Source organism: Roseibium aggregatum (assembly GCF_014692675.1).
In the GTDB taxonomy this organism is placed as follows: domain Bacteria; phylum Pseudomonadota; class Alphaproteobacteria; order Rhizobiales; family Stappiaceae; genus Roseibium; species Roseibium aggregatum_C.
The window spans coordinates 90,990-117,922 of record NZ_JABFCZ010000024.1 but is presented as its reverse complement, the minus strand read 5'-3'; the positions used below and the strand labels follow the sequence as shown (position 1 = coordinate 117,922).

26 protein-coding genes are annotated in these 26,933 nt (G+C 61.5%); 19 read left to right on the top strand and 7 right to left on the bottom strand.

Annotation, left to right across the window (positions count from 1 at the left end; genetic code table 11):
• Positions 1-61: 61 nt before the first annotated feature.
• The 3 genes from HK439_RS20520 to HK439_RS20510 all read right to left on the bottom strand — a co-directional run bounded on the left by HK439_RS20520 (position 62) and on the right by HK439_RS20510 (position 1,553).
• Positions 62-454, bottom strand: a complete 393-nt coding sequence (locus HK439_RS20520) for a hypothetical protein (protein WP_190293347.1) — start codon at positions 452-454, stop codon at positions 62-64.
• A 174-nt stretch (positions 455-628) separates the two neighbouring features.
• Positions 629-1,246, bottom strand: coding sequence for a cytochrome b/b6 domain-containing protein (locus HK439_RS20515; RefSeq protein ID WP_190293346.1), 618 nt, complete (start codon positions 1,244-1,246; stop codon positions 629-631).
• Positions 1,239-1,553: a PepSY domain-containing protein gene (locus tag HK439_RS20510; protein WP_190293345.1), complete on the bottom strand. Its 315-nt coding sequence runs from the start codon at positions 1,551-1,553 to the stop codon at positions 1,239-1,241. Before HK439_RS20510 ends, HK439_RS20515 begins: the two co-directional genes overlap by 8 nt.
• Positions 1,554-1,708: 155 nt before the next feature.
• On the opposite strand from HK439_RS20510, the gene HK439_RS20505 reads away from it, so the two are divergent.
• Both HK439_RS20505 and HK439_RS20500 read left to right on the top strand, forming a co-directional pair.
• The gene (locus HK439_RS20505; RefSeq protein WP_190293344.1) at positions 1,709-2,368 is read left to right on the top strand and encodes a response regulator transcription factor; all 660 of its coding nucleotides are present in this window, start codon (positions 1,709-1,711) and stop codon (positions 2,366-2,368) included.
• A complete protein-coding gene (locus HK439_RS20500) occupies positions 2,365-3,693 on the top strand; it encodes a sensor histidine kinase (RefSeq protein ID WP_190293343.1) in 1,329 nt (442 codons plus the stop codon). The genes HK439_RS20505 and HK439_RS20500 overlap by 4 nt, the downstream gene beginning before the upstream one ends.
• Positions 3,694-3,708: 15 nt before the next feature.
• On the opposite strand, the gene HK439_RS20495 is transcribed toward HK439_RS20500, so the two are convergent.
• The 4 genes from HK439_RS20495 to HK439_RS20480 form a co-directional block, all read right to left on the bottom strand.
• On the bottom strand, positions 3,709-4,989 hold the full coding sequence (locus HK439_RS20495) for a TRAP transporter large permease (RefSeq protein WP_190293342.1): 1,281 nt from the start codon (positions 4,987-4,989) through the stop codon (positions 3,709-3,711).
• Between the two features lie 3 nt (positions 4,990-4,992).
• Positions 4,993-5,514 (bottom strand): TRAP transporter small permease, encoded by a 522-nt coding sequence (locus HK439_RS20490; protein ID WP_190293341.1) that lies wholly within the window; start codon positions 5,512-5,514, stop codon positions 4,993-4,995.
• A 94-nt stretch (positions 5,515-5,608) separates the two neighbouring features.
• Entirely contained in the window at positions 5,609-6,613 is a 1,005-nt protein-coding gene (locus HK439_RS20485; RefSeq protein ID WP_190293340.1) for a C4-dicarboxylate TRAP transporter substrate-binding protein, read from the bottom strand.
• Between the two features lie 65 nt (positions 6,614-6,678).
• Positions 6,679-7,389, bottom strand: coding sequence for a GntR family transcriptional regulator (locus HK439_RS20480; RefSeq protein ID WP_190293339.1), 711 nt, complete (start codon positions 7,387-7,389; stop codon positions 6,679-6,681).
• A 132-nt stretch (positions 7,390-7,521) separates the two neighbouring features.
• Here HK439_RS20480 and uxuA point away from each other — a divergent pair, with 132 nt between their 5' ends.
• The 17 genes from uxuA to HK439_RS20395 all read left to right on the top strand — a co-directional run bounded on the left by uxuA (position 7,522) and on the right by HK439_RS20395 (position 26,905).
• The gene (gene uxuA, locus HK439_RS20475; protein WP_190293338.1) at positions 7,522-8,745 is read left to right on the top strand and encodes a mannonate dehydratase; all 1,224 of its coding nucleotides are present in this window, start codon (positions 7,522-7,524) and stop codon (positions 8,743-8,745) included.
• 327 nt (positions 8,746-9,072) lie between these two features.
• The gene (locus HK439_RS20470) at positions 9,073-10,236 is read left to right on the top strand and encodes an ABC transporter substrate-binding protein (protein WP_209011957.1); all 1,164 of its coding nucleotides are present in this window, start codon (positions 9,073-9,075) and stop codon (positions 10,234-10,236) included.
• A gap of 72 nt (positions 10,237-10,308) precedes the next feature.
• The gene (locus HK439_RS20465) at positions 10,309-11,181 is read left to right on the top strand and encodes a branched-chain amino acid ABC transporter permease (RefSeq protein WP_190293337.1); all 873 of its coding nucleotides are present in this window, start codon (positions 10,309-10,311) and stop codon (positions 11,179-11,181) included.
• A 3-nt stretch (positions 11,182-11,184) separates the two neighbouring features.
• Complete coding sequence (locus HK439_RS20460; protein WP_190293336.1) at positions 11,185-12,147, top strand: branched-chain amino acid ABC transporter permease; 963 nt, start codon at positions 11,185-11,187, stop codon at positions 12,145-12,147.
• Complete coding sequence (locus HK439_RS20455) at positions 12,140-12,886, top strand: ABC transporter ATP-binding protein (RefSeq protein ID WP_190293335.1); 747 nt, start codon at positions 12,140-12,142, stop codon at positions 12,884-12,886. Before HK439_RS20460 ends, HK439_RS20455 begins: the two co-directional genes overlap by 8 nt.
• A complete protein-coding gene (locus tag HK439_RS20450; protein WP_190293334.1) occupies positions 12,879-13,580 on the top strand; it encodes an ABC transporter ATP-binding protein in 702 nt (233 codons plus the stop codon). The genes HK439_RS20455 and HK439_RS20450 overlap by 8 nt, the downstream gene beginning before the upstream one ends.
• A gap of 119 nt (positions 13,581-13,699) precedes the next feature.
• Positions 13,700-14,167, top strand: a complete 468-nt coding sequence (locus tag HK439_RS20445; RefSeq protein WP_190293333.1) for a DUF4863 family protein — start codon at positions 13,700-13,702, stop codon at positions 14,165-14,167.
• A gap of 86 nt (positions 14,168-14,253) precedes the next feature.
• The gene (locus HK439_RS20440) at positions 14,254-15,804 is read left to right on the top strand and encodes a benzoate-CoA ligase family protein (protein WP_190293332.1); all 1,551 of its coding nucleotides are present in this window, start codon (positions 14,254-14,256) and stop codon (positions 15,802-15,804) included.
• Entirely contained in the window at positions 15,797-16,624 is an 828-nt protein-coding gene (locus HK439_RS20435) for an alpha/beta fold hydrolase (RefSeq protein WP_190293331.1), read from the top strand. The genes HK439_RS20440 and HK439_RS20435 overlap by 8 nt, the downstream gene beginning before the upstream one ends.
• Complete coding sequence (locus HK439_RS20430) at positions 16,621-18,177, top strand: 3,4-dehydroadipyl-CoA semialdehyde dehydrogenase (RefSeq protein ID WP_190293330.1); 1,557 nt, start codon at positions 16,621-16,623, stop codon at positions 18,175-18,177. The genes HK439_RS20435 and HK439_RS20430 overlap by 4 nt, the downstream gene beginning before the upstream one ends.
• Positions 18,178-18,183: 6 nt before the next feature.
• A complete protein-coding gene (locus tag HK439_RS20425) occupies positions 18,184-18,660 on the top strand; it encodes a DUF309 domain-containing protein (protein ID WP_190293329.1) in 477 nt (158 codons plus the stop codon).
• A 146-nt stretch (positions 18,661-18,806) separates the two neighbouring features.
• Positions 18,807-20,471: a 2,3-epoxybenzoyl-CoA dihydrolase gene (gene boxC, locus HK439_RS20420; RefSeq protein WP_190293328.1), complete on the top strand. Its 1,665-nt coding sequence runs from the start codon at positions 18,807-18,809 to the stop codon at positions 20,469-20,471.
• 36 nt (positions 20,472-20,507) lie between these two features.
• Positions 20,508-21,959 (top strand): benzoyl-CoA 2,3-epoxidase subunit BoxB, encoded by a 1,452-nt coding sequence (gene boxB, locus HK439_RS20415; RefSeq protein WP_190293327.1) that lies wholly within the window; start codon positions 20,508-20,510, stop codon positions 21,957-21,959.
• 77 nt (positions 21,960-22,036) lie between these two features.
• On the top strand, positions 22,037-23,233 hold the full coding sequence (gene boxA, locus HK439_RS20410) for a benzoyl-CoA 2,3-epoxidase subunit BoxA (protein WP_190293326.1): 1,197 nt from the start codon (positions 22,037-22,039) through the stop codon (positions 23,231-23,233).
• On the top strand, positions 23,233-23,676 hold the full coding sequence (locus HK439_RS20405) for an acyl-CoA thioesterase (protein ID WP_190293325.1): 444 nt from the start codon (positions 23,233-23,235) through the stop codon (positions 23,674-23,676). The genes boxA and HK439_RS20405 overlap by 1 nt, the downstream gene beginning before the upstream one ends.
• 108 nt (positions 23,677-23,784) lie before the next feature.
• Positions 23,785-24,699: a helix-turn-helix transcriptional regulator gene (locus HK439_RS20400; RefSeq protein ID WP_190293324.1), complete on the top strand. Its 915-nt coding sequence runs from the start codon at positions 23,785-23,787 to the stop codon at positions 24,697-24,699.
• A gap of 187 nt (positions 24,700-24,886) precedes the next feature.
• Complete coding sequence (locus HK439_RS20395; RefSeq protein WP_235988033.1) at positions 24,887-26,905, top strand: 3-hydroxyacyl-CoA dehydrogenase NAD-binding domain-containing protein; 2,019 nt, start codon at positions 24,887-24,889, stop codon at positions 26,903-26,905.
• Positions 26,906-26,933: the final 28 nt, after the last annotated feature.

Sequence of the window (26,933 nt, the reverse complement as noted above, 5' to 3'; positions counted from 1 at the left end):
GGGGAATCCGGGGGCCGGGGGCAGGTGTCCAGAACCCTCTGCCGGCCGGCCCCGGGTCTTTTCAGTTGACCTGGACTTTCGGTCCGGTGCCGTTGCCGAAGAGACCGTTTTGCGGCGGGGCTACGGTCCCGGCGGGGGCCGGATTTGCCCGGGAGCCATACCGGCCGCCGTCGTCGTCATCGTCATCGTCTTCACGGTGGCCGTAGTCATCGTCATCATGCCTCGACCGGCCGTAGCCGCGCCGATCGTCGTCGCGACGCGAGCGGCGGTACTCACGGCGGCCATCGTCGTCACTTGCGAGCTGTAGATATGCCGACCCCTTTTCGTGGTCGGACAGAAGACGGATGAAACCGCCTTCTCCTGAACCGGCGCCGAAGAAACCGCTGTAGGCGGGCAGGGCGATCACGGCGGTCAGTGCGGTCGTTGCTGCGAGGATTGCGAGGGTCTTCTTCATCGGGAATCTCCTTCCATGTGATCCGATGAAGTCAATTTCGCTTTTGAAACTGAGCGCTGCCTGACGGGAAACGATTTTCTGCTTCAGCTTGCGTTCAGGAAAATGCCCCGCCCGGGGTATCTTCCGGACGGGGCATTATTTGTGCGCGGAGATGACCGGTTCTGACCGCCGATATCAGTCGACGTCGCCAGGCTCCGGGGCTCTTTTGCTGCCAGTGACCATTGCGCGCGCGAGATTTTCCCGATGACGGAGGGAGGCAAAGGCTACACCGCCGAGATGCAGTGCGACCAGAAGGAGCATCAGGTTGGCGAAGACTTCGTGCAGTTCCTCGATCGCGTCCTCGCGCTCTCCGCCTCTTTCGCCGTATTCGTCTTCATCGGCCTGGGCCGAGGCTACGATTGGCGGCAAATCGGGCAGGAACGCCTGCCGGGCCGGGTCGGCTATCAGCCAGCCGGTGAAGGCGGTGCCTGACAGGGTGAGAAGCATTGCCACGATCATCACCGCACCGGCCGGATTATGGCCGATGTAACGCGCTTCCCGTCCGTGCAACGTTTCTGAGAGATACCGGGCGGTGGTTGCCGGACCGCGCAGGAACTGGGTGAAGCGGGCGTAGCGGGTGCCGAGGACACCCCAAAGGACGCGAAATGCGATCAGGCCTGCAACAATATAGCCGGCGATTTCATGAAGCGGCTGGAGTTCGTCGGCCGTCAGCCACGCGATGGCGAATGCCGCGACCAGTGCCCAGTGAAATATCCGGACCAGAGGGTCCCAGACCCGAACCGTATCAGTCATCGTGGCCATCCTTCCCCCTGGTACGGTTTCCACCTTCACCCTTGTACTCCAGTTCGAGCACATCGAGGGTTGCCGGATGAACGGTCGCTTCGATGGAGCGGCCTTGCGCGTCCTGGCCGATGATCTCGTAGCAGCCGTCGTGGATCTTGATGCGGCGGACGGTCCAACCCTGTTCGTTGGCCAGTTGGGTGACGGCTTCGCGCGGTTGCCAGTCGGTCATGGGGACGAAACAATCGTCATCGGCACTGGCGATACCTGTCCATAGGATTGCGCCCGCGAATGCGAGAATTGTCAGGGGCTTTGTCATAGGCCAAACTCCGTGTCCGGGCCATTCAGTCGATTTTGCAGATATATGCGTTATGAAGCTGACGGGATCCTGAAGCAGGTTCCGCTGCTGCTTCAGCTGTGCGTCAGCCGCGCGGTCGAAAGTATACTGGCTTGATATTAGAGGTAATGCGGACGATGCGGATACTCCTGATCGAAGATGACACTGTGCTGGGGACCGCGGTGCGGGACCAGATTGCGGGTGACGGTCACTCGGTCGACTGGGTACTTCGGCTTGATGAAGCCCGCGAAGCCATCGCCGGTACAGGATACAATCTCGTTCTGCTCGACCTTATGCTCCCGGACGGGCGCGGTGTTCCGTTTCTGAAGGACCTGCGGTCCAGGGGAGACGTGACACCGGTCATCATCCTCACAGCGCTGGATCAGGTGTCGGACCGGATCGACGGGCTGAACGCCGGCGCCGACGACTATATGGTGAAGCCCTTCGATCTTGCCGAGCTTTCGGCCCGGATCGGGTCCGTTGCGCGGCGTTATACGGGGAATCCCAACCCGATCATCGTTCACGGCCCCCTGGAAATCGATCTTGCCGCGCGCAGCATTCGCAAGGACGGAAAGGCGGTGCAACTCACCGCGCGTGAGTGGGTGTTGTTCGAGGCGTTCCTGCAGCGGCCGGGACAGCTTCTGTCCAAGGGGCAACTGGAGGAGCGGCTTTATTCCTTCGATACGGAAGTCGAGAGCAACACGATCGAGGTCCATGTCAGCCGTCTTCGCAAGAAGCTGGGTGCGGGGATCATCGAGACCGAACGCGGGCTCGGTTACCGGCTGGGGGCAGCATGAGGCTGCCGCGCACGCTTCAGGTCCGACTTGCGCTGGGTATAGGGCTCCTGCTGACCTTGCTGTGGATCGGGGCTGCCACGGTGACGGCCGTGAAGTTGCGGCACGATCTGGATGAAGTGTTCGATTCCACGCTGCAGGAAACCGCGCAGCGGATCCTGCCCCTGGCCGTTGTCGATATCATTGGGCGCGAAGAAGAAGGCGTCACCCAGCACCTGGCCTCCATCCGGCCGCACAACGAGTATTTCACCTATATCGTGCGGGATCGCGAGGGGCGGGTCCTGGTGCAGTCCCACGCCGCCGATCCGTCTATTTTTCCGGCTTACGACGGCCCCGGGTTTCGGCAGACATCCACATACCGTTTCTACAATGACGAGGCCTTGAGGGGCAGTATCCGGATTTCCGTCGCCGAGCCGCTTGCGCACAGGGGCGAGGCCGCGCGGGAACTGCAAATCGGCCTCGGTTTACCCCTGCTCGCCGTCATCCCGATTACGCTGATTGCCGTGGCCCTTGTCCTGCGGCGCAGCCTGGCACCTGTGCGCAGGTTTCGGGACGGATTGGCCGCGCGTGGCGTCCGCGACCTGTCCCCCGTGGAGACCAGAGGGCTCCCGGGCGAAATCGCACCCGTTGCCGATACCCTGAATGCGCTTCTGTCGCGGTTGCAGGCCGCTTTTGATGCGGAACGCAGCTTTGCCGCGAATGCCGCGCATGAGTTGCGCACGCCGCTTGCCGGGGCAATTGCCCAGGCACAGCGGTTGCGGTCCGAGACGTCCGACCCTTCGGCAAGCCAGCGAGCCGCGGAGATCGAAACTTCCCTGAAACGCCTGACGCGGGTGTCGGAGAGACTGATGCAAATGGCGCGGGCGGAAGGCGGTCGTCTTCGGATCGGAACTCCGGCCGACCTGCGGCCGGTTCTCCGCCTGGTCGTCGAGGATTTCGCAAGGCTTTCTTCAGCCGACCGCCTTGCTCTTTCTCTGCCCGAGCAGCCGGTCATGTCCGACATCGATCCCGATGCCTTGGGTATCGTCATCAGAAACCTGATTGAGAATGCGATGCGGCACGGGACGCCGGACACGACGATTGAGGTGAAACTGTCGCCGGATGTCCGCCTTTCCGTTTCCAACGAGTGCGAGGTCATCCCGCAAGAGATACTCGAACGTCTCACCGATCGCTTCGAAACCAGGGGGGCGTCCAGCGCGGGCAGCGGCCTCGGCCTCGCGATTGTCGCCACCATTGCCGAAAGGGTCGGCGGCGAGCTGAGACTCAAGTCGCCAATTCCCGGTAAGGCCTCCGGCTTTCTCGCAGAAGTGACTATTCCGGCAAGTTAAGGGCTCGTCGTCAAATCATCCGAACATCAGGTTCGGCAGGAACAGCACCAGACCCGGCACGAACAGCAGCAAGAGGACCAGTGCAAAGATGGCTGCGAAAAACGGCAGGGATTCCTTGATGTAGTCTTCCAGCGGCGTGTCGAGCATGCCGCAGACCGTGTACATGGCGACACCGACCGGCGGGGTCATGGAGCCAAGCGTCACGATGGTCATCATCAGGATGCCGAAATGCACCGGATCGAAGCCCACCTTCTCGATCACAGGCACAAAGATCGGCGTCAGCAACAGGACCAGGATCGTGCTTTCGAAGAAGAGCCCGGCAATGAACAGGCTGATCAGGATGACGCCGACGATCACGTCGGGACTGGTCAGCGACCCGAGCAGGGTTCCGGCAATATGCTGCGGCACCTGAAGGAAGATGATGGCAAAGCCGATCATGCCGCTCATCAGGATGATCAGCATGATCAGGCCGATATCCGAAAGCGCCTGGTTGAAGGCGCGCCTGATGGCCTCCAGGTCGAGCACCTTGTGGGCTAGCCAGCCGACGAGGATCGCATAGACAACGGCAAAGGCGCCGACTTCGGAGGGCGTAAAGAGACCGCCCCTTATGGAGACGATCAACAGCACCGGGAACAGCAGCGCCCACTTGGCGTCCCATGCGGCGATCGCAAGCGCTTTAGGGGTCGGCTTGACGCTGTCCTTGACCACGTAGTTGCGCTTCCGGGCGACCACATAGGCGGCGATCATCAGAAAGGTCATCATCAAGAGGCCCGGTACGATGCCGGCCATGAACAGGCGGCCGATCGAGACCTGCCCGACATAACCGTAAAGGATCAGGCCGATGCTGGGCGGGATCGTGGATGTGATCAGGGAACTCAGGGCGATGACGGCGCTGGAATAGCCGCGGGAATAGCCCTGGCCGATCATCTGAGGCCCGAGGACGCGCGCCTCCATCGCCGCATCTGCAACGGCCGAGCCGGAGACACCGCCCATCAACGTGGACAGGATGATGGAGACCTGGGCCAGACCGCCGGCCATCCAGGCAACGGCCACATGGGCGAATTTGAACAGGCGGTCGGTAATGCCGCTTTCGTTCATCAGGTGGCCGGCCAGGACAAAGAACGGGACGGCGAGCAGCGGGAAACTCTGGGAGACGGTGGCGATCTTCTGCACGCCGATGGAGACCGGCATGATGTCGGACGTCAGAAAGAAGGTGAAACCGGCCAGGCCGATGGCGAAGGCGACCGGGGCGCCCAGAATGAGCAGCACGAAAAAGACGAGGGTGATCGCCAGCATGGTTCAGATGTCCTCGATCTCACCGGCTTCGACCGGGCTCATGTCGCGGGAGAAGATGTAGCGGCCTTCCGCGATCCGTCCGCGCCAGGCTTCGATCAGGTTGGAGATCATCGAGCCGAGGAGCAGCAGGCAGCCGGCCGGCACCGCAATGGTCACCCAGGCGTAGGAGAGGCCTGAATCGCCGAACAGCCGTTCCTTGTTGAGGATCGTCAGTTTGTAGCCTTCCCAGGCCAGAACCAGAAAGAACGCCGCGAACAGCATGGTGAGGAGCGTTTCCAGGACAAGACGCATCCGGGGCGGCAGGAGCCGGGTCAGGAAATCGACGCCGAGATGGGATCGTTCCCGCATCGCCTTGGCGGCGCCGAAGAAACAGAGCCAGATGAACAGAAGCTGCGCGAGATCCACCGACCAGATCAGCGGATAGCCCACAAAGCGCATGACGGCGGCGATGAAGACCAGCACCGTGATGACGGCCAGCAGGACGCAGCCGGCGATGATCTCGAGTTTGGCGAAAAGTCTGGACATGGCAGTTCAGCCCGGCTGCAGTTGACGTCAATCGGGTGACAAGGGACGGAGCGTGCAGGCTCCGTCCCTGTTTAAGTACACTGTGCTGGAAAACTCAGTTCGCGGCCATGGCGCGCAGCGTATCGCGCAACTCGCCGTAACCGAGATCGTCGTAGACTTTCGCGGTGGCTTCCTTGAACGGCGTGACGTCTACTTCGCGGACGGAAATGCCTTCGTCCTTGAGCTTCTGTTCGATGGATGCAAGCGAATCCTGGGTGCCGTAGGAAGCGACATCGCCGGCCTTCAGGGATTCGTCGCGCAGGATCTTCTGCAGATCCGGGGGCAGGGTGTCGAACCAGGGGCCGGAGGTGACGAGGCCGGTGATCAGGTTGATGTGGCCGGTCTTGGTGATATGGGTGATCACCTCGTCCAGCTTGGCGCCGACGATGGCCGGAAACTGCGCTTCCGCGCCATCGATCACATGAGCGGAAAGGGCGGAATAGACCTCGCCCCATGCCATCGGCGTCGGGGTGGCGCCCATGGCGGAGATGGTTCCGGTCCAGACCGGCGCGCCCGGTGTGCGCATCCGGATACCCGCAAGATCGGCCGGTGTGTTGATTTCCTTCTGGGTCAGCAGATGACGCTCGCCCTGCCACCAGTTGAAGGAGAGAACCTGAAGTTGGCCGTTGTCGTGGAGTTTCTTGACCCAGCCCTCGAACATGTCCGAGGTGACGACCTTGCGAATGCCGTCGTAACCGGATGCCAGGAACGGGGCGCCGAGGACGCCGAATTCGTGCTGGAAGACGGCGAGGCGGCTGCCGTCGACGACCACGGCAACAGGTGCGCCGGCGCGGGCCTGTTCCAGGACGTCCTCATCCGGGCCGAGCTGGGAATTCGGGAACAGTTTGACCTCGAGACGGCCGCCCGAGGCTTCGGCGACGTTTTTCTGCAGGGCTTCCAGGCCCTTGTAGAGCGGATCTGTCGTTGCCAGCGCGGTATTGACGGACAGCGTGTAGTCGGCGGCCAGGGCCTGGCCTGCGAAGAGTGCGGTGCCGGTCAGAATGGCGGTCGCGCCGAGTGTCTTGAGTGTCGACCTCCGGGTCGTCTTCCGATTCAGCATGAGTTCCTCCCTTTTGCTGAGACATGTCGGGTTTGGACGATCCGGATTGATGTCCTTGTCCCGCTTCATTTGTTTCCAGGTCGCGCATCCTCGAAGAATTCCGGCTTGCTCTCGGCAATGGCCGGCAGGTCATTGAGAATTTCTCTCAGATGCGTTCGCACAGCTTGTTCGGCAGCATTCGCGTCTGCAGCGGTGATCGCGCTCACAATCGCGGAATGCTGTTCAACCAGTTTGTCCATGGGAAAACGGCGGGTACTGAGATGGCGTACCCGGTCCATTTGCGCTTTCACGCTTTCGATGACATCCCAGGCGTAGACCTTGCCTGCCGCTTCGGCCAGGGTCCGGTGAAACAGTTCGTCCAGTTCGATGAAGCGGACAGAGTCGCCGGTTTTGGCCGCACGGGCCTGTTCCTTCATCTGCTTGCGCAATTCCGCTTCGAGGCCTGCGATCTTGCCCGCAGCAAGTTCCTTGGCGATATCCGCCTCGATGGCTTCCCGGACAAACCGCGCATCCATCACGGCCGAGGTGGCGATCTTGCGAACGAAGGTGCCGCGTTGGGGGCGCACTTCGACAAGGCCTTCTTCGGCAAGCTTGATGAAGGCTTCGCGCACGGGCTGACGGCTGACGGCATATTCAGCTGCAATTTCCGATTCCGAGATCCGGGTGCCCGGCTCCAGATCGTTGCGAATGATCCGCTGCCTCAGGATTCGATAGAGCTGCGGGCCGACTGCGGCCGCGACATCCAGAATGCGCTGAGACTGTTGCTGGAAAGCCATCTCGAATTTCTCCTCCGCGAATTTGGTTACACCATACTTCCATACTAGTCAACAGATGAAAACATTGCTAAGAAATCCCCAGCCCGTGCGACCGGCTTAAAAACAACAACGTGCGGCAGGGGAGACGATCTTATGAAGCAGACCTGGCGCTGGTTCGGGCCGCAGGACCTGGTCACGATCGACGACATGTTGCAGGCAGGCGCGGAAGGTGTGGTGACGGCACTCCATCATGTGCCGACCGGCGCCCTGTGGACCCCTGAAGAAATTGCCCGGCGGCAGAGAGAACTGTCCGTCACCAAAGCGGGGCTGCCCTCGGGGCTGAAATGGCAGGTGGTCGAAAGCCTGCCGGTTTCCGAGGATATCAAGAAGCAGAAAGGCGACTGGCGCCTGCACCTGGAAACCTACAAGGTCAGCCTCAGGCATATTGCCGACGCCGGCATAGAGGTCGTCTGCTACAATTTCATGCCGGTGCTCGACTGGACCCGCACAGACCTGCGCTGGAAGTTGCCCACAGGTGCGACATGCATGCGGTTCGACTACGCCGATTTCGCGGCTTTCGACATTTGCATCCTGAAGCGGCCATGCGCGGCAAGCGACTATCCGAACGAAATTGCCGAAGCGGCCAAAGAGCGGCATGCGGCGATGGATGACGCGGAGCGTCTGGCGCTTGCAAAGACTGTCGTCTTCGGCTTGCCCGGAGCTGCGGAAGGTTTCTCTCTTGACGATATCCGTCTGCATCTCGCCGAATATGAAGCCGTCTCCTCAGACCGGCTGAGGGCGAACTTTATCGATTTCCTCAGTGAAGTGGTCCCGGTCGCGGAAGACCTCGGTCTCAGGCTTTGCTGCCATCCGGATGATCCGCCGTTTGGTCTGCTGGGTCTGCCCCGGGTCATGTCGACGGAAGCAGACTACGGTCAGATCATGGATGCGGTGCGCTCACCGGCCAACGGCATCACACTGTGTACCGGTTCGCTCGGGGCGCGGCCCGACAATGATCTGCCCGGGATGGTCGACCGGCTCGGCGACAGGATCCATTTCCTGCACCTCAGAAACGTCAAACGCGAAACGGCAGCCCTTCGCGGCTCGTTTCACGAAGCAGATCATCTCGGAGGGGATACGGATATGGTCGCGGTCATCGCCGCCGTCCTGCGTGAAGAGCGCAGGCGCAAGGCGGAAGGACGCGCCGACTGGTCCATTCCCATGCGTCCCGATCACGGTCAGGACATGCTCGACGACCTGAACCGCAACGCCCAGCCGGGCTATCCGGCGATCGGAGGACTCAAGGGGCTGGCCGAGCTGCGCGGCATCATCACGGCCCTGTCTCACCCGGTCGAGGGACTGCGGGCCCGGGCGTAAACGGTCCGCCGGAACCAGCGTCCACACCAATTAAATCCTGCACTTTCAAATACCTGCCCGGATCTGTTCATCCAGTTGGCTGAATTCCTGTATTTGCGTCGTCGGCGGTTTGTCGATGGCATGGCTCCGCGGCTCCGGGGAATGCCTTCCCGTAGTTTTCCCTTCCTCCTTAAAATGTGCAACATATTGCTTGAATAGCCGTGCCTGATATGTATTAAATTGCAGAAACCGAAAGAGAGGGAACTCTATAGGCAATATAATGCATAAAATGTGTTGCGACCGCGAACTGATGGAATAGCGGGTCGCTTTTTTCTGGGAGGAGAAAATATGAAGAACCATCTGCTTGCCGCGCTTATGGCGTGCGCATCCGCGGCATTTGTCGCGAATACCGCTCATGCCGCCGACATCAAGGTCGGCCTGCTGCTGCCGAAGAGCGGTCCCTATGCTGCCCTGGGCAAGGAAATCGAAGACGGTTTCAATATGGCCCTCGAAGAGGGCGGAAAGTCCGAAGACTTCAAGCTGGTTACCGAAGACAGCGAAGCCAAGCCCCAGGTCGGTGTGGCCAAGGCGCGCAAGCTCGTGCTTCAGGACGAGGTGGATGCCATGGTCGGTATCGTCTCCTCGGCTGTTCTCGGTGCGGTCCGTGACTTCGTGGACGGGTCCAAAGTGCCGCTGGTCGTGGCCAATGCCGGTAACGACGAGGCAACGGGCAAGAACTGCAGCCGCTACATCACCCGCGTGTCCTTCTCCAACGCCCAGATCAACCGGCCGATGGGCGAGTGGATGGCCAGGATCGGCGTCAAGAAGGTCTACACACTGGCTCCGGACTATGCGGCCGGTCATCAGATGATCGATGCGTTCGCGGAATCCTTCAAGGCAGCAGGTGGCGAAATCGTCGGCTCCGAGTACACGCCGTTTGGCAAGACCCAGGATTTCGGTCCCTACCTGACCAAGGCCAAGGCCGCCTCTCCCGACGCGATCTACGTCTTCTATGCCGGGAAAGAGGCGATCACTTTCGTCAAGCAGTACGACTCCTTCGGGTTGAAGAAGGATATTCCCCTTTACGGCTCCGGCTTCCTGACGTCTCCGCTTTATGTGGCGGCCGAAGGTCCGGCGGCAATCGGGGTGACGACGGCGCTGCACTACGTGCCGACCATCAACACGCCGGAAAACAAGGCGTTCGTGGCTGCCTTCAAGGCGAAGTTCGATCGTGCGCCGTCCGAGTTCGCCGTCCAGGGCTATGATGCAGGCCGTGTTCTCGTCGAAGCCGTCAAGGCTGGGGCGACCGACCGGGCGTCGATCACGGAGCAGCTTTCCAAGGTGTCCTATTCCGGGCCGCGCGGACCGCTGACTATCGATCCGGCGACCAACAACGTCATTCAGAACATCTACGTCTATGAAACCGTCGCAGACGGCGACGGGCTGACGCAGAAGATGATCGGCACCATCGGTCTGGTGCGCGATCCGGCCAATGGCTGTACACTGAAGTAATATAAAAGAACGCCCGGCGCGGGTCGCCCGCGCCGGGCTCTGCCAATAAGATATTCGGTGGGAGGGGCGAATATGGTTGCGGATGCCGACTTCTGGCTGACGCAGTTCCTCAATGGAATGCAGCTTTCCATGCTGCTGTTTCTGCTTTCGATCGGTCTGACGATCATTTTCGGTCTCATGCATTTCGTCAATCTGGCCCACGGCGCCCTCTACATGGTAGGGGCCTATGTGGGGGTCAGTGCGGCGGCCTCCCTTGGCAACTTCTGGCTCGCGCTGATCGCGGCACCACTCGCCGTCACGATCGTCGGGATCTTTCTCTACGTCGCCGTCATTCGACGCATGCGCAGGGCGGGGCCGATGAACCAGGTTCTGGTGACTTTCGGCCTGATCTTCGTGCTGGTCGATCTGGTGCGCATTCTGTGGGGCGATATCGCCCTCGGCATGGAGCAGCCGGCGATCCTGTCCGGCCCGGCAGAGATTTTCGGCGTCTCCTATCCGGCCTACCGGCTTTTCATTATCGCGGTCGGACTTGTTGTAATGGTCGCGCTCAGTCTCGTCCTTTCGCGCACACAGATCGGCGCCATGGTCCGCGCAGGCGTTGAAAATGACGCCATGGCCTCCTGCCTCGGCATCAACGTCGAACGCCTGTTCTTTGCCGTCTTCTGTGTCGGTTGTGCGCTGGCGGGGCTTGCCGGTGCCGTGGCGGCACCGGTTTTCTCGGCAACGCCGTCCATGGCGACCGACATCCTCATCCCGACTCTGATCGTGGTGGTGATCGGCGGGCTTGGAAGCCTTGGCGGCGCCATCGTCGGATCGTTGATCATCGGCTTCATTCAGACGTTCGGAGCCGTGGTCCTGCCGGGATTTGCGTCCGTGCTGGTCTATGTGCTGCTCGCAATCGTCCTCATTGCCAAGCCGGCCGGCCTGTTGCCGGCCAGGAGCTAGCGCATGTTCTATCAGACACCCCTCAAGTCGGTCACGGTGATCGTGATCCTTGCCGCGCTGGCTTTGTACGCGATCCTTGGCGGCTATTTTGCGGGTGAAATCGTCGTGGAGATTGCCGTCCTCGCGATCCTCGCGATCAGCCTGGATTTCGTGGCCGGATACGGCGGCATGGTTTCGCTCTGCCATGGCGCAATCGCCGGGATCGGCGCCTATACCTTCGCCGGCCTCACGGCGCTTGCCGGTTTCGACGGCTTTACCGCGACCCTTGCAGCCCTTGCCGCCACGGCCGCGTTCGGCCTTGTGGTCGGTGCGGTGACGGCCAATATTTCCGGCATCTTCTTCATCATGGCAACGCTCGCCTTCGGGCAGATGGCCTACGTGGTCGTCTTCGAATGGAAGGCGCTCGGCGGCGACGACGGAATGTCCGGCGTGTCGCGCTACGACTTTTCCGCCATCGGTCTCAACATGAACGGTTCCGTCGAGTTCGCGCTGTTCTGCCTGCTGGTGGTCCTGATCGTCTATGCGGTGGCTGCCTATGTGCTGCGCAGCAGTTTCGGCCGGACGCTGATCGGGGTCCATTCCAACGAGGACCGGATGCGGGCCCTCGGCCTCAGTGTCTGGAAACACAAGGCGGTCGCGTTTTCATTTTCCTCGCTTCTCGCCGGCTCCGCCGGCATTCTGGCGGCCCAGCACACGCTGTTCGTCTCGCCGGAGCTGCTGGTGTGGACCGTGTCCGGTGAAGTGCTGATCGTTGTCATCCTCGGCGGTCTTGGAACGCTCGCAGGTCCCATTGCGGGCGCGGCCCTTCTCGTCTTCCTGAAACAGCAGGTGAGTGACTACACCGAGCACTGGCATCTGGTGATCGGGCTGTTCTTGATTGCGGCCGTAATGGCCGGCGGGCGCGGCGTCTACGGCCAGGTGGAACATGTCCTCCAGCGCAAGGCCCGGAGCGACGCCAATGCTTGAGGTCCGTGATCTTAGCAAGAATTTCGGCGGTCTGCGGGTCTCGCGCCATATCCACATGGCGCTTGAAAAGGGCGAGCGGCGGGTGGTTCTCGGGCCGAACGGGGCAGGCAAAACCACCTTGTTCAACCTTCTTGCCGGTACCTTGCAGCCGACGTCCGGCGAGATCCTGCTCGACGGCAAACCGATAACCAACCTGAATGTGGAACAGCGCGCACGGCGCGGACTGTCGCGCAGCTACCAGAAGAACAACCTGTTCGAAGGACTGACCGTCGGCGAGAACCTCGCGCTTGCCGCCGCAACGGCCCAGGGCAGGACCTTTTCCTGTTTCTCTCGTGCGCACGAGAGCCGCGCTATCCGGGAGACGGTTGAGGAAGTGGCCGAAATGGTCGGTCTCAGTGACCGGCTCGATCTCGGGGTCGCGCATGCCTCCTATGGCAACCGCAGGCAGCTTGAGGTGGGGCTGGCGCTCGCCACGAAGCCGAAGCTCCTGTTGATGGACGAGCCGACCTCCGGTGTCGGTCCGGGCATGATCGATGCCTTCCACAAGCTGATTGCCACGCTGCCCCGCGAATTAACGATCGTCATCATCGAGCATGATCTCGATCTCGGCTTCGACGTGGCCGACAGGATCACCGTCCTGAACTACGGCGAGGTGGTGTTTGAAGGCACGCCCGAGGAGACAAAGGGAAGCGACGTGGTCAGGGAAATCTATCTGGGCGATTGGCAGGGCGATGCTTGAGGTTCGCGATCTTCACGCCGGCTACGGCGAGACCCAGGTCATTCATGGCGTCGATCTCACCGTCGACGAGGGGCGGTTTCACGCCATTCTCGGCCGGAACGGCGTCGGCAAGACGACGACCTTGAAAACCATCGTCGGCCTGCTGCCATCCTTCAGTGGCGAGGTCATGTTTGATGGTGCGTCGGTTTCCCGGAGCAGGCCCTTCGACATCGCCCGCATGGGTATCGCCTACGTGCCGGAGACGCGGGATGTGTTCGGTTCCCTGTCGGTCCTGGAAAACCTGAGGCTTGCGGCGCGGCTTGCGGCCGGGACGGACTGCAAGTGGACGGTGGAACGGGTGTTCAATTTCTTCCCCAATCTCGCCAGCCGGCGCGACAACGGAGGCAATCAGCTGTCCGGGGGGGAACAGCAGATGCTTGCCATCGGCCGTGCGCTGGTGATGAACCCGAAGCTGCTTATCCTGGACGAACCGACCGAGGGGCTCGCACCCATCGTCGTCCGCCAGATCTTCGACAAGCTGAAGGAACTGAAAGGCGAGGGCATGACCATGCTGCTTGTCGAGCAGAACTTCCATTTCGCTACCAGGCTTGCCGACACGGCCAGTGTTTTCGGGCGCGGCAAGTGCGTCTGGAGCGGGACCTGCGAAGCTCTGCGGGCGGACGAGGATCTGCACCGGCAATGGCTTGGCGTGTGAGAAAAGGCGATTTTTAAGAAGTGTATTATATTGCTTAAATTTCTTGAAATATGTATTATTATGCATAACACCGCCTAAGGCGGATCTCATCGCGCTGTCGGCACAAGGAGGAGGACGGAATGTCAAAGCAGCAGTTCCTGGACACGATATCAACGATTGCCGAGCGTATTGGCGACCGGCCGCTTGATGACGCGCTGGCGTCTTATCTTAACTCGGAATTTCCCGCTGACGGAGACACGTTCACCGCACTGAAATCGCTGTGTGCGGAAGGCGAGGCGGATGGCTGGCTGATGTCCCGCGAGGCGGGCGGCATCAAGTTCGGACGGGCCGTGAAACCGGGCGCGGAAGCCCGGAACTTCAGCGTCGACGTGGTGCGGATGAAGGACGTCAAGGGACCGCATCATGTTCACACCACGGGCGAAATCGGCGCCGTAATGCCGATTTCAGGGTCGCCGAAGTTCGATGACTTTCCCGAGGGCTGGTACGTCTACGGGCCCGGTTCCGATCACCATCCCACCGTCACGGGAGGAGATGCCTACGTCCTCTACCTGCTCCCCGACGGCGCAATCGAGTTTACCGGCCGATAGGTCGCGAGTTCTGTCCGGCTACTGAAGTACGGCTGGGCACGATAATGCATCAGCGCGCAGGAGGTGACGCGCGCGAGGGAGGACCGATGACGACTACGAACGAGAATGCCGCCGTCTACTTTGTGGACCGGCATGCGGATGAGGACTACAGCGACAAGGCGGCCTTCATCGAAAGCGAAACCGGTGTGAAGATCAGCTACGCGGACCTGTCGCACGAGACCGGCCGGGTGGCCGATCTCTACGAGCGCCACGGCATTCGCCGCGAGGAGCGGGTCGCGATGCTGGTCCTCGACTGTATCGCTTTTCCGGTCATCTTCTGGGGCAGCCTGAAGGCCGGCGTTGTCCCTGTTCCGCTGAACACGCTGCTCGGATCGGATGTCTACGAGACGATCCTGAAGGACAGCCGGGCGCGGGCGCTGTTCGTGTCCGCGCAGCTGCTGCCGGTCATCGAGCCGGTCCTGGCGAATTGTCCGTGTCTGGAACGGATCTTCGTCATCGGCGGAGCGGAGGAGGGAGACCATCTGTCCTTTCGCAAGGAACTTGCTGCCAGCTCGTTCCGCGAACCGATCGATGTGTCGTCTGACGAATGCGCGTTCTGGCTCTATTCCTCCGGCTCGACCGGCCAGCCCAAGGGCGTGCGCCATGTTCACGGCAATCTGAAATTTACAGCGGATACCTACGGCGCCCAGGTGCTTGGCATCGCGCACGACGACATTGTCTATTCCGTTGCCAAGCTTTTCTTTGCCTATGGTCTGGGCAATGCGATGACCTTTCCCATGTCCGTCGGCGCGACCACGGTGCTGCTGGACGCCCGTCCGACCCCGGATTCCGTCTGCAAGGTTCTGGATACCTACAAGCCGACCGTGTTCTGCGGCGTTCCGACTCTTTATGCAGCACTTCTGGCCCATATCGACAGCGGCCAGGGAAGCATTTCTGCGCCGCTGCGCCGCTGCATTTCCGCCGGTGAAGCGCTTCCGGAGAAGGTCGGATCCCGTTGGCGCGAACTGACCGGGTGCGACATCCTCGACGGTGTCGGCTCCACCGAAATGCTGCACATCTTCCTGTCCAACCGACCGGGCGATGTCGTCTACGGCACATCGGGCGTGGCCGTTCCGGGATACGATATCCGGGTCGTCGACGAAAACGGCGCGGATGTCGGCACCGGCGGCATCGGAGAGTTGCTGGTCAAGGGCGCGTCCTCGGCCTCCGACTACTGGAACCAGCGGGACAAGAGCCGGTCGACCTTCGAAGGCGCGTGGACCCGGACCGGGGACAAATACGAGGTGACCGAAAGCGGACGGCTGGTCTACTGCGGCCGGACGGACGACATGTTCAAGGTCAGCGGCATCTGGGTCGCGCCATTTGAAATCGAGCAGGCGCTGGTGTCCCATCCGGCGGTTCTGGAAGCGGCCGTGGTCGCGGCAAGGGACGAGGAGGGGCTGGAGAAGCCCAAGGCCTTTGTCGTCCTGAAGAACGGCTTTACCGGCGATCATCTGCCTGAAGAGCTGAAGGAAATCGTCAAGGAACACATCGGCAAGTGGAAATATCCCCGTTGGGTGGAGGTCGTTCCGGATCTGCCGAAGACCGCGACCGGCAAGATCCAGCGTTTCAAACTGAGGGACGATTACCATGCCTGAGTTCGAGTGGCGTGATGGTGTTGCAACCACCATCACCGTGAACGGCAAATCCCTGGAGGCGGTCTGTTACGGTCCATCGCCGGATCAGGCGCCGACCATCGTCCTGCTGCATGAAGGCCTCGGCTGTGTGGCTTTGTGGCGTGAGTTTCCGAAGAAGCTGGTGGAGGCGACCGGTTTCGGTGTCTTCGCGTGGTCCCGTGGCGGTTATGGGCAATCCGACACGGTCGACCTGCCACGGCCGCTCGACTACATGACCCGCGAGGCCGTGCATGTGCTGCCTGGGGTGCTCGACACCATCGGGTTCAAACACGGTATCCTTGTCGGTCACAGCGACGGTGCGTCGATCGCGGCGATCTATGCCGGCAGCGTGGAGGACCACCGGGTTCGCGGTCTGGTGCTGATGGCGCCGCATTTCTTTACCGAGGAAGGCGGACTGAAATCCATCGCCGAGGCGAAAGAGGCTTACGAGACCGGTGATCTCCGCTTCAGGCTTGCGAAGTACCACAAGGACGTCGACAACGCGTTTCGCGGCTGGAATGACGCCTGGCTCGATCCCGGGTTCAAGTCGTGGAATATCGCCGAGGCAATCGATTACCTGCGCATTCCGGTGCTCGCCATCCAGGGCGCCGACGATCAATACGGTACGCTGGCGCAGATTGAGGAAATCGAGAACCGGATCTATTCGCCGGTCGATGTCGAGATCCTGGCAGACTGCAAGCATTCGCCCTTCCTGGAACAGCCGGAGAAAACCCTGGCGGCGATCTCTGAATTCTGCGCGCGCCTTGAGCGCATCGAAACTGCGGAGGTCGAGATCGCATGAAGCTCGAGAACCTGATTTCGGGAAAATGGACTCCGGGCGCCGCGGACGGCCGTCCGCTGATCAATCCGGTCACCGGAGAGACCGTCGCGCACGCGGATGCGAGCGGGCTGGACCTGGCCGGTGCAATGGCATTCGCCCGGGAAAAGGGCGGTAGCGCCTTAAGGTCCATGAGCTTCGCCGAGCGGGGCGCGCTGCTCAAGGCGGTAGCCGATGTTCTGAGCGAGAACCGCGCCAGGTACGAGGACATTGCCCGGATCAACAGCGGCAATACAAAGGTCGACGCCTCCATCGATATCGACGGCGGTATCGGCACGCTGAAATATTATGCCCGCCTCGGCAAATCCCTCGGCGATGCGACGACGGTTCTCGAAACCGGTCAGGATCAACTGGCCAAGGACCCGGTGTTCTTCTCCCGTCATTTGTGGACGTCGCGGCCGGGCGTTGCCTTGCAGATCAACGCGTTCAACTTCCCGTCCTGGGGCATGTGGGAAAAGATTGCGGCTGCGACCATTGCCGGCGTGCCGAGCATGGCCAAGCCCGCGACGGCGACGGCATGGCTGTCCCACGAAATGATGCGCGACGTCATTGCCGCCAATGTGGTCCCGGCCGGCGCGTTCAATCTGGTGTGCGGCAACGGCGTAGGCCTGCTCGATGCCCTCGGGCCGATGGATTCCGTCGCCTTCACCGGGTCTGCAGATACCGGATCCACGATCCGCTCGCATCCGGTCGTCCTCAGCAGTGGCGCACGCGTGACCATCGAGGCAGACAGCGTCAATGCCACGATCCTCGCGCCGGATGTGGCGCCTGGTGATGCCCTGTTCGATCTTGCTGTCCGCGAGGCCGGCAAGGCGCTGTCGGTGAAGGCCGGGCAGCTTTGCACCAATATCCGGCGTATCCTTGTGCCCAAAGGCCATTTGGATGCGTTCTCCGAGGCGGTCGTAGCGGCGGTTTCCCGCTTCCCGGTCGGTGATCCGGCCGACGAGGCGGTTCGCGTCGGTCCGCTGGTCAACAAGCGGCAGCAACAGGACGCGTTGGAAGGGATTTCCCGGTTGGGCAGCGAGGCGCGTGTCCTGACAGGCGGTGGCATTCCGGCAGAGCTTGACGGGGCAGGAGCCTTTGTCGCGCCGACGCTGCTCGCCTGTAACGATCCGCACGGTGCGGAACTGGTCCATTCGGTGGAAGTCTTCGGTCCATGCGCGACGGTCATGCCCTATGACGGGATTGCAGACGGGTTGAAGATCGCGGCGAACGGCGGCGGCTCGCTGGCCTTGAGCCTGTTTTCGAACGATGCCGATGCACGGATGCAGACAGCGGTCGGACTGGGGCCCTGGCATGGCCGGATCCTGATGGTGGATGATGAGACAGGGCGTAATCACACCGGCCATTCGATCGTCATGCCGCAGTGTGTGCACGGCGGACCCGGTCGGGCCGGTGGCGGTGAGGAACTGGGCGGACTGCGGGGTCTGCGGCTGCACATGCAGCGCAGCGCGATCCAGGGCTCGCCGTCGGCCTTCAACGGTCTAGCGGAGCGCGCCGCGGAAGCGGCGCTGTGAGCGGCGATGGGTGCGGCGGATTTTCCCTTGCCGGACTACCGGCACATTCCGGGCCGGAACGAACGGCCGGCTGAAGGGGCATTCGCCGGGGTCAAGGCGACTGCACCCGCGGTCACGTCGTCGGGGACGGCTGGAGACAACACGGCATGGTGCTACGGGATCCGGCTTTTGAACGAGGGCTATTTCTGGGAGGCGCATGAGGTGCTGGAGCAGGTCTGGCTCAATGCGCCGCCGAACAGCCGGGAACGGCGCCTCGTTCAGGCGGTTATCCAGCTGGCCAACGGTTGCCTGAAGGAGACCATGGATCAGCCGAGGGCACGGCTTCGGATTGCGGATTTGTGCCGGGCCGCATTGGAAGAGGCCTATCCGGAAGGCCGGAGCACGCGGCTGATGGGACTGGAGAAAGACGTGGCGCTGCGGGCCGCTGCGAATCTTGCCGAAGGCAGGGCGCCGGTCCGCCTGATAATCGAATGTGAAATATAATACATAATACGCCAATTTGGCGGATAATCTCTCAACACATTGAAAAACAACGAGTAAAAAGTGCATTAAAATTCTTGTTTCGGCGTTGCTTTTCAAAGGAAGAGCATTATAATGCATAATTGCTTGGACGGAGCGGGAGTAAACAGGTGACCAAACGTATCGATTTTCAAACAGACCCTTCGCGTTACCGGCACTGGCGTGTCGAATATGACGGTCCGGTGGCGACGCTCTATATGGACGTGGATGAAAAGGGCGGCTTGTTCGACGGCTATGAGCTGAAGCTCAACTCCTATGATCTGGGTGTCGATATCGAACTGGCGGATGTCGTTCAGCGCATGCGTTTCGAGCATCCGGAAGTGGCTTCCGTGGTGCTTCGCTCGGGCAAGCCCAATGTCTTTTGCGCCGGCGCGAACATTCGCATGCTGGGCGGTGCCGCGCATGCGCACAAGGTCAACTTCTGCAAATTCACCAATGAAACCCGCAATACGTTCGAGGCGGCGGGTGCCGAATCCGGCCAGCATTATATTGCTGCGGTCAAGGGCGCCTGCGCCGGCGGCGGTTACGAACTGGCGCTCGCCTGCGACCGGATCATCATGACCGACGACGGCTCCACGACTGTTGCGCTTCCGGAAGTGCCGCTGCTGGCCGTGCTGCCGGGTACCGGCGGTCTGACCCGGGTCACCGACAAGCGCAAGGTGCGCCGGGACCTGGCCGACGTATTCTGTTCCACCGAGGAAGGCGTGAAGGGCCGCCGCGCGGTCGACTGGCGCCTTGTGGACGAAGTGGTGCCGAACTCCAAGTTCGACGAGAAAGTGGCTGAACGGGCAAAGGAAATTGCCGGAGGCGAAACCCGGAATACGGGCGCCAAGGGCATCGAACTCACCCCGCTGGATCGGCGGTTCGAGGACGACGGTTCCGTTATCTATTCGCTGGTCGAGGTTCAGGTCGATCGGGCCAAGGGCATTGCAACGATCATGATCACCGGACCGGACGGCGACGCTCCGGCTTCCGTGGACGCGTTGCATGAAGAGGGGGCGTCAGCCTGGATCCTCCGCCTGGCGCGGGAACTGGACGACGCCATTCTGCACCTGCGCCTCAACGAGCTTGAGGTCGGCGTGGTCGTCTTCAAGTCCCAGGGCGATCCGGAAAAGGTTGTGGCGCACGAGAAATTCCTTCTCGACAACAGGGACGCCGACTGGCTGTCCCGGGAAATCCTGCTCTACTGGAAGCGGGTGCTGAAGCGCATCGACCTGACGTCGCGCTCGCTGGTGGCGATGATCGAGAACGGCTCCTGCTTTGCCGGCTTCCTGGCCGAAATCCTTTTTGCCTGCGACCGCAGCTACATGATGGAAGGCGATTTCGAAGGCGACAATCGCCCCGTTGCCACCATCACCCTGACGGATGGCAATTTCGGCCCCTATCCGATGTCGAACGATCTGACGCGGCTGGAGACCCGGTTCCTCGGCGAGCCGGAGCGTGTCGATGCTGCCCGCGAACATGTCGGTGAAGCGCTTGAAGCCTTCGACGCCAATGATCTCGGCCTGGTGACCTTTGCCTATGACGATGTCGATTGGGAGGACGAGGTCCGCATCTTCCTGGAGGAGCGGGCGAGTTTCTCGCCGGATGCAATGACCGGCATGGAGGCCAATCTGCGTTTTGCCGGTCCGGAGACCATGGAAACCCGGATATTCGGCCGCCTGACCGCCTGGCAGAACTGGATCTTCCAGCGCCCGAATGCGGTCGGCGAGAGCGGTGCGTTGCAGCGTTACGGCACCGGCGTGCGCGGTGAATACGACATGCGCCGGGTCTGAGCGGCCGGCGACAGGAATTTTAAGGGAGACACCGAAATGCTTGATCTGATCAATGTCAGCTACGATACGCAGATACCCAACAACGTCGGGCTTTCCTCGGACAAGAGGGTGCTGAAGGCCCTGGAAAAGTGGCATCCCGGCTATATCAACTGGTGGAACGATCTCATTCCGGAGAATTTTCAGCAGAGCCTGGTTTATCTGCGCACGGCCGTCAGCGTGGATCCCAAGGGCTGGGCGAAGTTCGATTATGTGAAAATGCCGGAATACCGTTGGGGCGTTCTGCTTGCGCCGCAGGTCGAGGGCCGCAGGATCCCGTGCGGCGAGCATGCGGGCGAGCCGGCCTGGCAGGAAGTTCCGGGCGAATACCGTGCCCTGATGCGCCGCCTGATCGTGATCCAGGGCGACACCGAGCCGGCTTCGGTCGAACAGCAGCGCTTCCTCGGCCTGACCGCGCCGTCGCTCTACGACATGCGCAATCTGTTCCAGGTGAACGTGGAAGAGGGCCGCCACCTTTGGGCCATGGTCTATCTCTTGCACAAGTATTTCGGCGCCGATGGCCGTGAGGAAGCGGACGATCTGCTGCGGCGCCAGTCGGGGTCGGAAGAAGCCCCGCGCATGCTGGGGGCCTTCAACGAGGAAACCCCGGACTGGCTGTCCTTCTTCATGTTCACTTACTTTACCGACCGGGACGGCAAGATGCAGCTGGAAAGCCTGGCCCAGTCCGGTTTCGACCCGCTGTCACGCACCTGCCGGTTCATGCTGACGGAAGAAGCCCATCACATGTTCGTCGGGGAAACCGGCGTCGGGCGTACCATCGAGCGCACCTGCCAGGTGATGAACGAGAACGGCATCGAGGACCCCTATGACACCGACCGGATCCGCGCACTCGGCGTCATCGATCTTCCGACGATCCAGAAGAAGCTGAACCTGCATTACACCCTGTCCCTGGACCTGTTCGGCCAGGAGGTGTCCACCAATGCGGCCAATGCCTTCAACGCAGGGATCAAGGGCCGGTACATGGAAAGCCGGCTCGACGACGACCACAAGCTGACCGGCGACACCTACAAGGTTCTCGATGTGGACGGCGACAGGATCATCACCCGCGATGTGCCGGCCCTGACGGCGATCAACATGCGCCTGCGCGACGATTACACCCGCGATGCATCGGGCGGCGTCGGCCGCTGGAACAAGATCATCGAAAAGGCCGGCATCCAGTTCGAGATGAAGCTGCCGCATGAATCCTTCAACCGCAAGATCGGTGTCTTCGCCGACAAGCTGTTCAACCCGGACGGCGAACATGTCACCGGGGCCGAATACGACGAGGGCATGAAGAACTGGCTGCCGACCCATGCCGACGGCGATTTCATCCAGTCCCTGATGAAGCCGGAACGTGAGCCGGGTAAATATGCCAGCTGGATCGCACCGCCCAAGGTCGGCATCAACAACAAGCCCGGCGATTTCGAATATGTGAAGCTTCACATGGCGTAACGCCGGAAACAGGGGAGCGCGCCCATACCGCGCTCCCTACATAACAAAGCGCCGGAAAGAGCGCTGCGGGAGGACCGATGAGCCAACCTCAAAAACAGCACCTGATCGATCCGGAAATCTGCATTCGCTGCTACACCTGCGAAATGACCTGTCCGGTCGAGGCGATTGTGCACGACGACAGCAATGTCGTGGTCGATTTCGACAAATGCAATTTCTGCATGGACTGCATTCCGGTGTGCCCGACCGGGTCCATCGACGAATGGCGCGTTGTCGAAACGCCTTACTCCGTCGAAGATCAGTTTTCCTGGATGGAATTGCCGGAACAGCAGGACTTCGGTCCTGCCGGGAGCGGCGTCGACACGTCCATCGAGGCGCTGGACGAGCAAATGGCGGCCCTGCTCGCCGAGGCCCACTCCGGTGCCGGCGGCAAGTCGAAGGCGCCCGCATCGGCTTCGAAGCCTTCCGTCAATCTTTATACGATCGGCAAACCGGCCGAAGCGACGGTTCAGGGCAATTACCAGCTGACGGCGGAAGGCGCGGACAGCGACGTTCGTCATATCATCCTGGATTTCGACGGCCACCCGTTCCCGGTTCTCGAAGGCCAGAGCATCGGCATCATTCCGCCGGGCACCGACGACAACGGCAAACCCCACCTGCCGCGTCTCTACTCGGTTTCAAGCCCGCGCGACGGCGAACGGCCGAACTACAACAACCTGTCCCTGACGGTGAAGCGGGAGCCGAATGGCGTCTGCTCCAATTACGTCTGCGACCTGAAGGTCGGCGACAAGGTTCAGGTCACCGGGCCTTTCGGAGCGACCTTCCTGATGCCGGACGATCCGGATGCAAAACTCCTGATGATCTGCACGGGCACCGGATCCGCGCCGTTCCGGGCCTTCACCATGCGCCGCCAGCGCAATGCGGCCGGGCGGTCCGGAGGCATGACCCTGTTCTTCGGTGCGCGGACCCCGCAATCCCTGCCGTATTTCGGGCCTCTGAAGAAGGTACCGGAAACGATGCTGCGCAAGCATCTGGTGTTCAGCCGGATCGAGGGCGAGCCGAAACAATACGTCCAGGACAAGTTGCGCGAGGAGGCTGCGACCGTAGGCGATTTGCTGAAAGATCCGAACGCCTACATCTACATCTGCGGCCTGCGTTCCATGGAAGAAGGGGTGGAAAGCGCCTTTGCGGATATCGCACGGCGAAATGGACTGAACTGGACCGATGTGCGAAACGGGATGCGGGAAGAAGGCCGTTATCACGTAGAGACCTATTGATGGATGATATTTCAAACCGCGCTTCGCAATCGAAAGTCTTCACGCACGTCATCACCGTGCGGTGGGCGGACTGCGATCCAGCGAAGATCGCCTATACCGGGCGCCTGCCGTATTTCGCTCTCGAGGCGATCGACGAATGGTGGCTCGTGCACACTGGCTACGACTGGTTTCGCGGCAATGTCGAACGCAACGTCGGCACGCCCTTCGTGCACCTGTCGATGGATTTCCGCAGTCCGGTCACCCCGCGCCATCCGCTTGTCTGTGAAGTACGGCTGCTGAAGCTTGGGGAAAGTTCAATACGGTTTTCGGTCCGCGGCCTGCAGGACGGTGTCTTGTGTTTCGAAGGCGAATTCGTAGAGGTGTTCGTCGAGGCGGAAGCACACCGCAAGATACCGGCGCCGGATGACATGAGAGCCAAACTGGAGGCGCTGGTCGTCGATTAAGCGTGTTTTCGATAAAAGGGGGAGAATTTGGAACCGATCTGGAAATATATTGCACATCGTCATAGCGGCGAATAGTTTGCGTTTATAAGAACGCAATCGGACCCGGTGATGAACGAGATCACGAACTTTCGCGGCGAGGTGGTACCCGACGAGCGGCTTGTGTCGCGCGAAGGCGACGTGGATGCCTTTGTCGCTGCCGTCGGCGAACGGGTGCGCAAGGCGCGTGAGCGGAAAGGCATTGCCCGTCGGGTTCTGTCGGAGCTCTCCGGGGTCTCCCAGCGCTACCTTGCCCAGCTTGAAAGCGGCGGCGGGAATATCTCGATCGCGCTGCTGTTCAAGGTCGCCAATGCGCTCGACCATCGCGTGGAATGGCTGGTCGGCGAAGATGATCCGTGGAGTTCGGAAACCGCCCGGGTTGCCGAGTTCTACCGTCAGGCGACGACCGAACAGCGGCAGCGGGTCATGCAGATCCTCGATCCGGGCCGGCCGGCGCAGCTTCGCCGCCAACGCATCTGCCTGATCGGCTTGCGCGGCGCAGGCAAGTCGACGCTAGGACGTCTTCTCGGCGAGGAGCTGTCGGTTCCCTTTATCGAGCTCAACCGGGACATCGAAGAGCAGAGCGGCATGCCGGTCAGCGAACTCATGGCGCTTTACGGCCAGGAAGGATATCGCCGGCTGGAACGTCAGGCCATCGAACGTGTCGTGGCCACTTCGGACTCTGTGGTTCTGGCTGTCGGCGGGGGCATCGTGTCGGAGCCGGAGACCTACGGCTTCCTCCTGCGGAATTTCCACACGATCTGGCTCAAGGCGTCGCCGGAAGAGCACATGAACCGGGTGCGCGGTCAGGGTGACGAACGTCCCATGGCAGGCAATCCGAAAGCCATGGAAGAGCTGAAGTCCATCCTGACGAGCCGTGAGGTGCTTTATGCGAAGGCGGAAAGCATCGTCAACACCAGCGGCAAGAGCGTTGAGGACAGCCTGCAGGATCTGACGGCAACGATCCGGGACCTCGGTATCTTCTGAAGCCTTGTTTCCTTCCCGCAGCATCTCTTACAGCAATCCCTTGAGCCAGGGCGGCTTCGGCTGCCCCACGGCCTCGATTTCACTCTTTATTCCAACGAACAAACAAAGACTTGCACAGGCAGTTGCAACTGAAAGGTAAGCGTAGATGCCGGTAACGATCGAAAGGCGGGGAACCGCCGCTATCGTTTTGATTGATAACCCTCCCGTCAACGGCATCTCCGCCGAGATCCGCAAGGGGCTGTTCGACGCGGTGACCGGTCTCTCGGCCGCCGGCGATGTGGATCGGGTGATCGTGACCGGAGCCGGCAAGATCTTTTGCGCAGGCGCGGATACCCGCGAATTCGACCTGCCGCCGGTCGAGCCGCATCTGCCGGATGTGATCAACGCAATCGAGGCAAGTTCAGTTCCCTGGATCGCGGCGATCAACGGCGCGGCCCTAGGCGGCGGTGCAGAAATCGCGCTCGCCTGCCGCTACCGGATCGCCTCGCCGAAATCCACCATCGGCCTGCCGGAAGTGACGCTTGGCGTGGTTCCGGGCGCCAGCGGAACCCAGCGCCTGCCGCGACTGATCGGCATGGCAGCCGCGCTCGACATCATCCCGCAGGGCAAGGTGCTGAAGACCAAAGCGGCTCTTGAAATCGGTTTGATCGACCGGATCGAGGACGATCCGGTTGAGGCTGCGCTTGGTCTGGATGCGGACGTATTCTCAAGTGTTGTTCCGCTCGCCGAACGGGCCGCGCCGGAGGCTGACGAAGCGGCAGTGGAAGCCGCCAGGGCACAGGCTTCGAAGCGGATGCGCGGGCAGACGGCGCCTCTTGAAGCCATCGATCTGGTCGCCGCTTCTGCCAATACGCCCTTCACGGACGCCCTGACGCGGGAGCGGGAAGCCTTCCTGCGGCTGCGATCAGGCGATCAGGCGAAGGCCCTGAGGCATATCTTCTTTGCGGAGCGGGGAGCAAAGGTACCGGAACCGATTGCTTCTGCCGAGGCTGCCGATGTCCGACAGGCTATTGTGGTTGGCGGCGGCAATATGGGCGCCTCCATTGCCTATGCGCTCGACAGTGCGGGCATCAGCGCCACCATCGTCGAAACCGACGCGGATGGAGCGGAGCGGGCGGCCGCCAACGTGGCCCGGCTGGCCGATGGAGCGGCGAAGCGGGGGCTCTTGACGGCGGAACAGGCCGAGGCGTGCAAGGCCCGCATTGCCATTGTGACCGGCTACGACGACCTTCCGCCCGCGCAACTGGCGATCGAGGCGGCGTTCGAAGACATGGACGTCAAGAAGACCGTCTTCGCCAACCTTGAAAAGGCGCTGCCGGAAGACGCAGTGCTTGCGACCAACACCTCTTATCTGGATATCAACGAGATCGCGGCGAGCGTTTCGAACCCGGCGCGTGTAGTCGGTCTGCATTTCTTCAGTCCTGCCCACATCATGAAGCTTCTGGAAATCGTGCGAGGTTCGGCCAGCGCCGACACGGCGCTTGCCACCGGCTTTGCAGTTGCCAAACGGCTGCGGAAAATTCCCGTTCTCTCCGGCGTCTGCGACGGTTTCATCGGCAACCGGATCCTGGCCCGTTACCGGGAAGCGGCCGATACGGTGATGATGGACGGGTCGAACCCCTGGGAAGTCGACGAGGCGATGGTGGACTTCGGCTATCCGATGGGTCCCTACGAGGCGCAGGACCTCTCCGGTCTCGACATTGCCTATGCCAACCGAAAACGGCAGGCGGCAACCCGCGATCCGAACCGCCGTTACATCCCGATTGCCGACCGGATGGTCCACGAGGGACGGCTCGGCCGGAAGACCAGCGTGGGCTGGTACCGGTATCCCGGTGGAGGCGGAACGGTGGTCGATCCGCTGGTGGAGGATCTCGTCCGCGAGGAAGCGCATTTCGCCAAGGTGACGCGACGCGATTACACCCCCGACGAAATCCGCACCCGGCTCGTCTGCGCCATGATCAACGAGGCCGCCGATATCCTTGAGGAAGGGATTGCCCATCGGGCCAGCGACATCGATCTGGTAACGGTGCACGGTTACGGCTTCCCGCGCTGGCGCGGCGGGCTGATGTTCCACGCCGATCAGATCGGTCTGGATAAGGTGCTCGCGAATATCGACGCCTTCGCCGAGGAAGACCCGGTCGCGTGGAAGGCGTCGCCGCTGCTGCGGCGGCTTGCGGAGAGCGGCAAGACGTTTGCGGAGCTCTGAGGGGAAGGGACATCAGGTCCGGCCGGAG

What these genes read in the sequence shown, in the direction of transcription:
- HK439_RS20520 (WP_190293347.1), bottom strand. Translation starts at nt 454, where the DNA reads ATGAAGAAGACCCTCGCAATCCTCGCAGCAACGACCGCACTGACCGCC.
- HK439_RS20515 (WP_190293346.1), bottom strand. Translation starts at nt 1,246, where the DNA reads ATGACTGATACGGTTCGGGTCTGGGACCCTCTGGTCCGGATATTTCAC.
- HK439_RS20510 (WP_190293345.1), bottom strand. Translation starts at nt 1,553, where the DNA reads ATGACAAAGCCCCTGACAATTCTCGCATTCGCGGGCGCAATCCTATGG.
- HK439_RS20505 (WP_190293344.1), top strand. Translation starts at nt 1,709, where the DNA reads ATGCGGATACTCCTGATCGAAGATGACACTGTGCTGGGGACCGCGGTG.
- HK439_RS20500 (WP_190293343.1), top strand. Translation starts at nt 2,365, where the DNA reads ATGAGGCTGCCGCGCACGCTTCAGGTCCGACTTGCGCTGGGTATAGGG.
- HK439_RS20495 (WP_190293342.1), bottom strand. Translation starts at nt 4,989, where the DNA reads ATGCTGGCGATCACCCTCGTCTTTTTCGTGCTGCTCATTCTGGGCGCC.
- HK439_RS20490 (WP_190293341.1), bottom strand. Translation starts at nt 5,514, where the DNA reads ATGTCCAGACTTTTCGCCAAACTCGAGATCATCGCCGGCTGCGTCCTG.
- HK439_RS20485 (WP_190293340.1), bottom strand. Translation starts at nt 6,613, where the DNA reads ATGCTGAATCGGAAGACGACCCGGAGGTCGACACTCAAGACACTCGGC.
- HK439_RS20480 (WP_190293339.1), bottom strand. Translation starts at nt 7,389, where the DNA reads ATGGCTTTCCAGCAACAGTCTCAGCGCATTCTGGATGTCGCGGCCGCA.
- uxuA (WP_190293338.1), top strand. Translation starts at nt 7,522, where the DNA reads ATGAAGCAGACCTGGCGCTGGTTCGGGCCGCAGGACCTGGTCACGATC.
- HK439_RS20470 (WP_209011957.1), top strand. Translation starts at nt 9,073, where the DNA reads ATGAAGAACCATCTGCTTGCCGCGCTTATGGCGTGCGCATCCGCGGCA.
- HK439_RS20465 (WP_190293337.1), top strand. Translation starts at nt 10,309, where the DNA reads ATGGTTGCGGATGCCGACTTCTGGCTGACGCAGTTCCTCAATGGAATG.
- HK439_RS20460 (WP_190293336.1), top strand. Translation starts at nt 11,185, where the DNA reads ATGTTCTATCAGACACCCCTCAAGTCGGTCACGGTGATCGTGATCCTT.
- HK439_RS20455 (WP_190293335.1), top strand. Translation starts at nt 12,140, where the DNA reads ATGCTTGAGGTCCGTGATCTTAGCAAGAATTTCGGCGGTCTGCGGGTC.
- HK439_RS20450 (WP_190293334.1), top strand. Translation starts at nt 12,879, where the DNA reads ATGCTTGAGGTTCGCGATCTTCACGCCGGCTACGGCGAGACCCAGGTC.
- HK439_RS20445 (WP_190293333.1), top strand. Translation starts at nt 13,700, where the DNA reads ATGTCAAAGCAGCAGTTCCTGGACACGATATCAACGATTGCCGAGCGT.
- HK439_RS20440 (WP_190293332.1), top strand. Translation starts at nt 14,254, where the DNA reads ATGACGACTACGAACGAGAATGCCGCCGTCTACTTTGTGGACCGGCAT.
- HK439_RS20435 (WP_190293331.1), top strand. Translation starts at nt 15,797, where the DNA reads ATGCCTGAGTTCGAGTGGCGTGATGGTGTTGCAACCACCATCACCGTG.
- HK439_RS20430 (WP_190293330.1), top strand. Translation starts at nt 16,621, where the DNA reads ATGAAGCTCGAGAACCTGATTTCGGGAAAATGGACTCCGGGCGCCGCG.
- HK439_RS20425 (WP_190293329.1), top strand. Translation starts at nt 18,184, where the DNA reads ATGGGTGCGGCGGATTTTCCCTTGCCGGACTACCGGCACATTCCGGGC.
- boxB (WP_190293327.1), top strand. Translation starts at nt 20,508, where the DNA reads ATGCTTGATCTGATCAATGTCAGCTACGATACGCAGATACCCAACAAC.
- boxA (WP_190293326.1), top strand. Translation starts at nt 22,037, where the DNA reads ATGAGCCAACCTCAAAAACAGCACCTGATCGATCCGGAAATCTGCATT.
- HK439_RS20405 (WP_190293325.1), top strand. Translation starts at nt 23,233, where the DNA reads ATGGATGATATTTCAAACCGCGCTTCGCAATCGAAAGTCTTCACGCAC.
- HK439_RS20400 (WP_190293324.1), top strand. Translation starts at nt 23,785, where the DNA reads ATGAACGAGATCACGAACTTTCGCGGCGAGGTGGTACCCGACGAGCGG.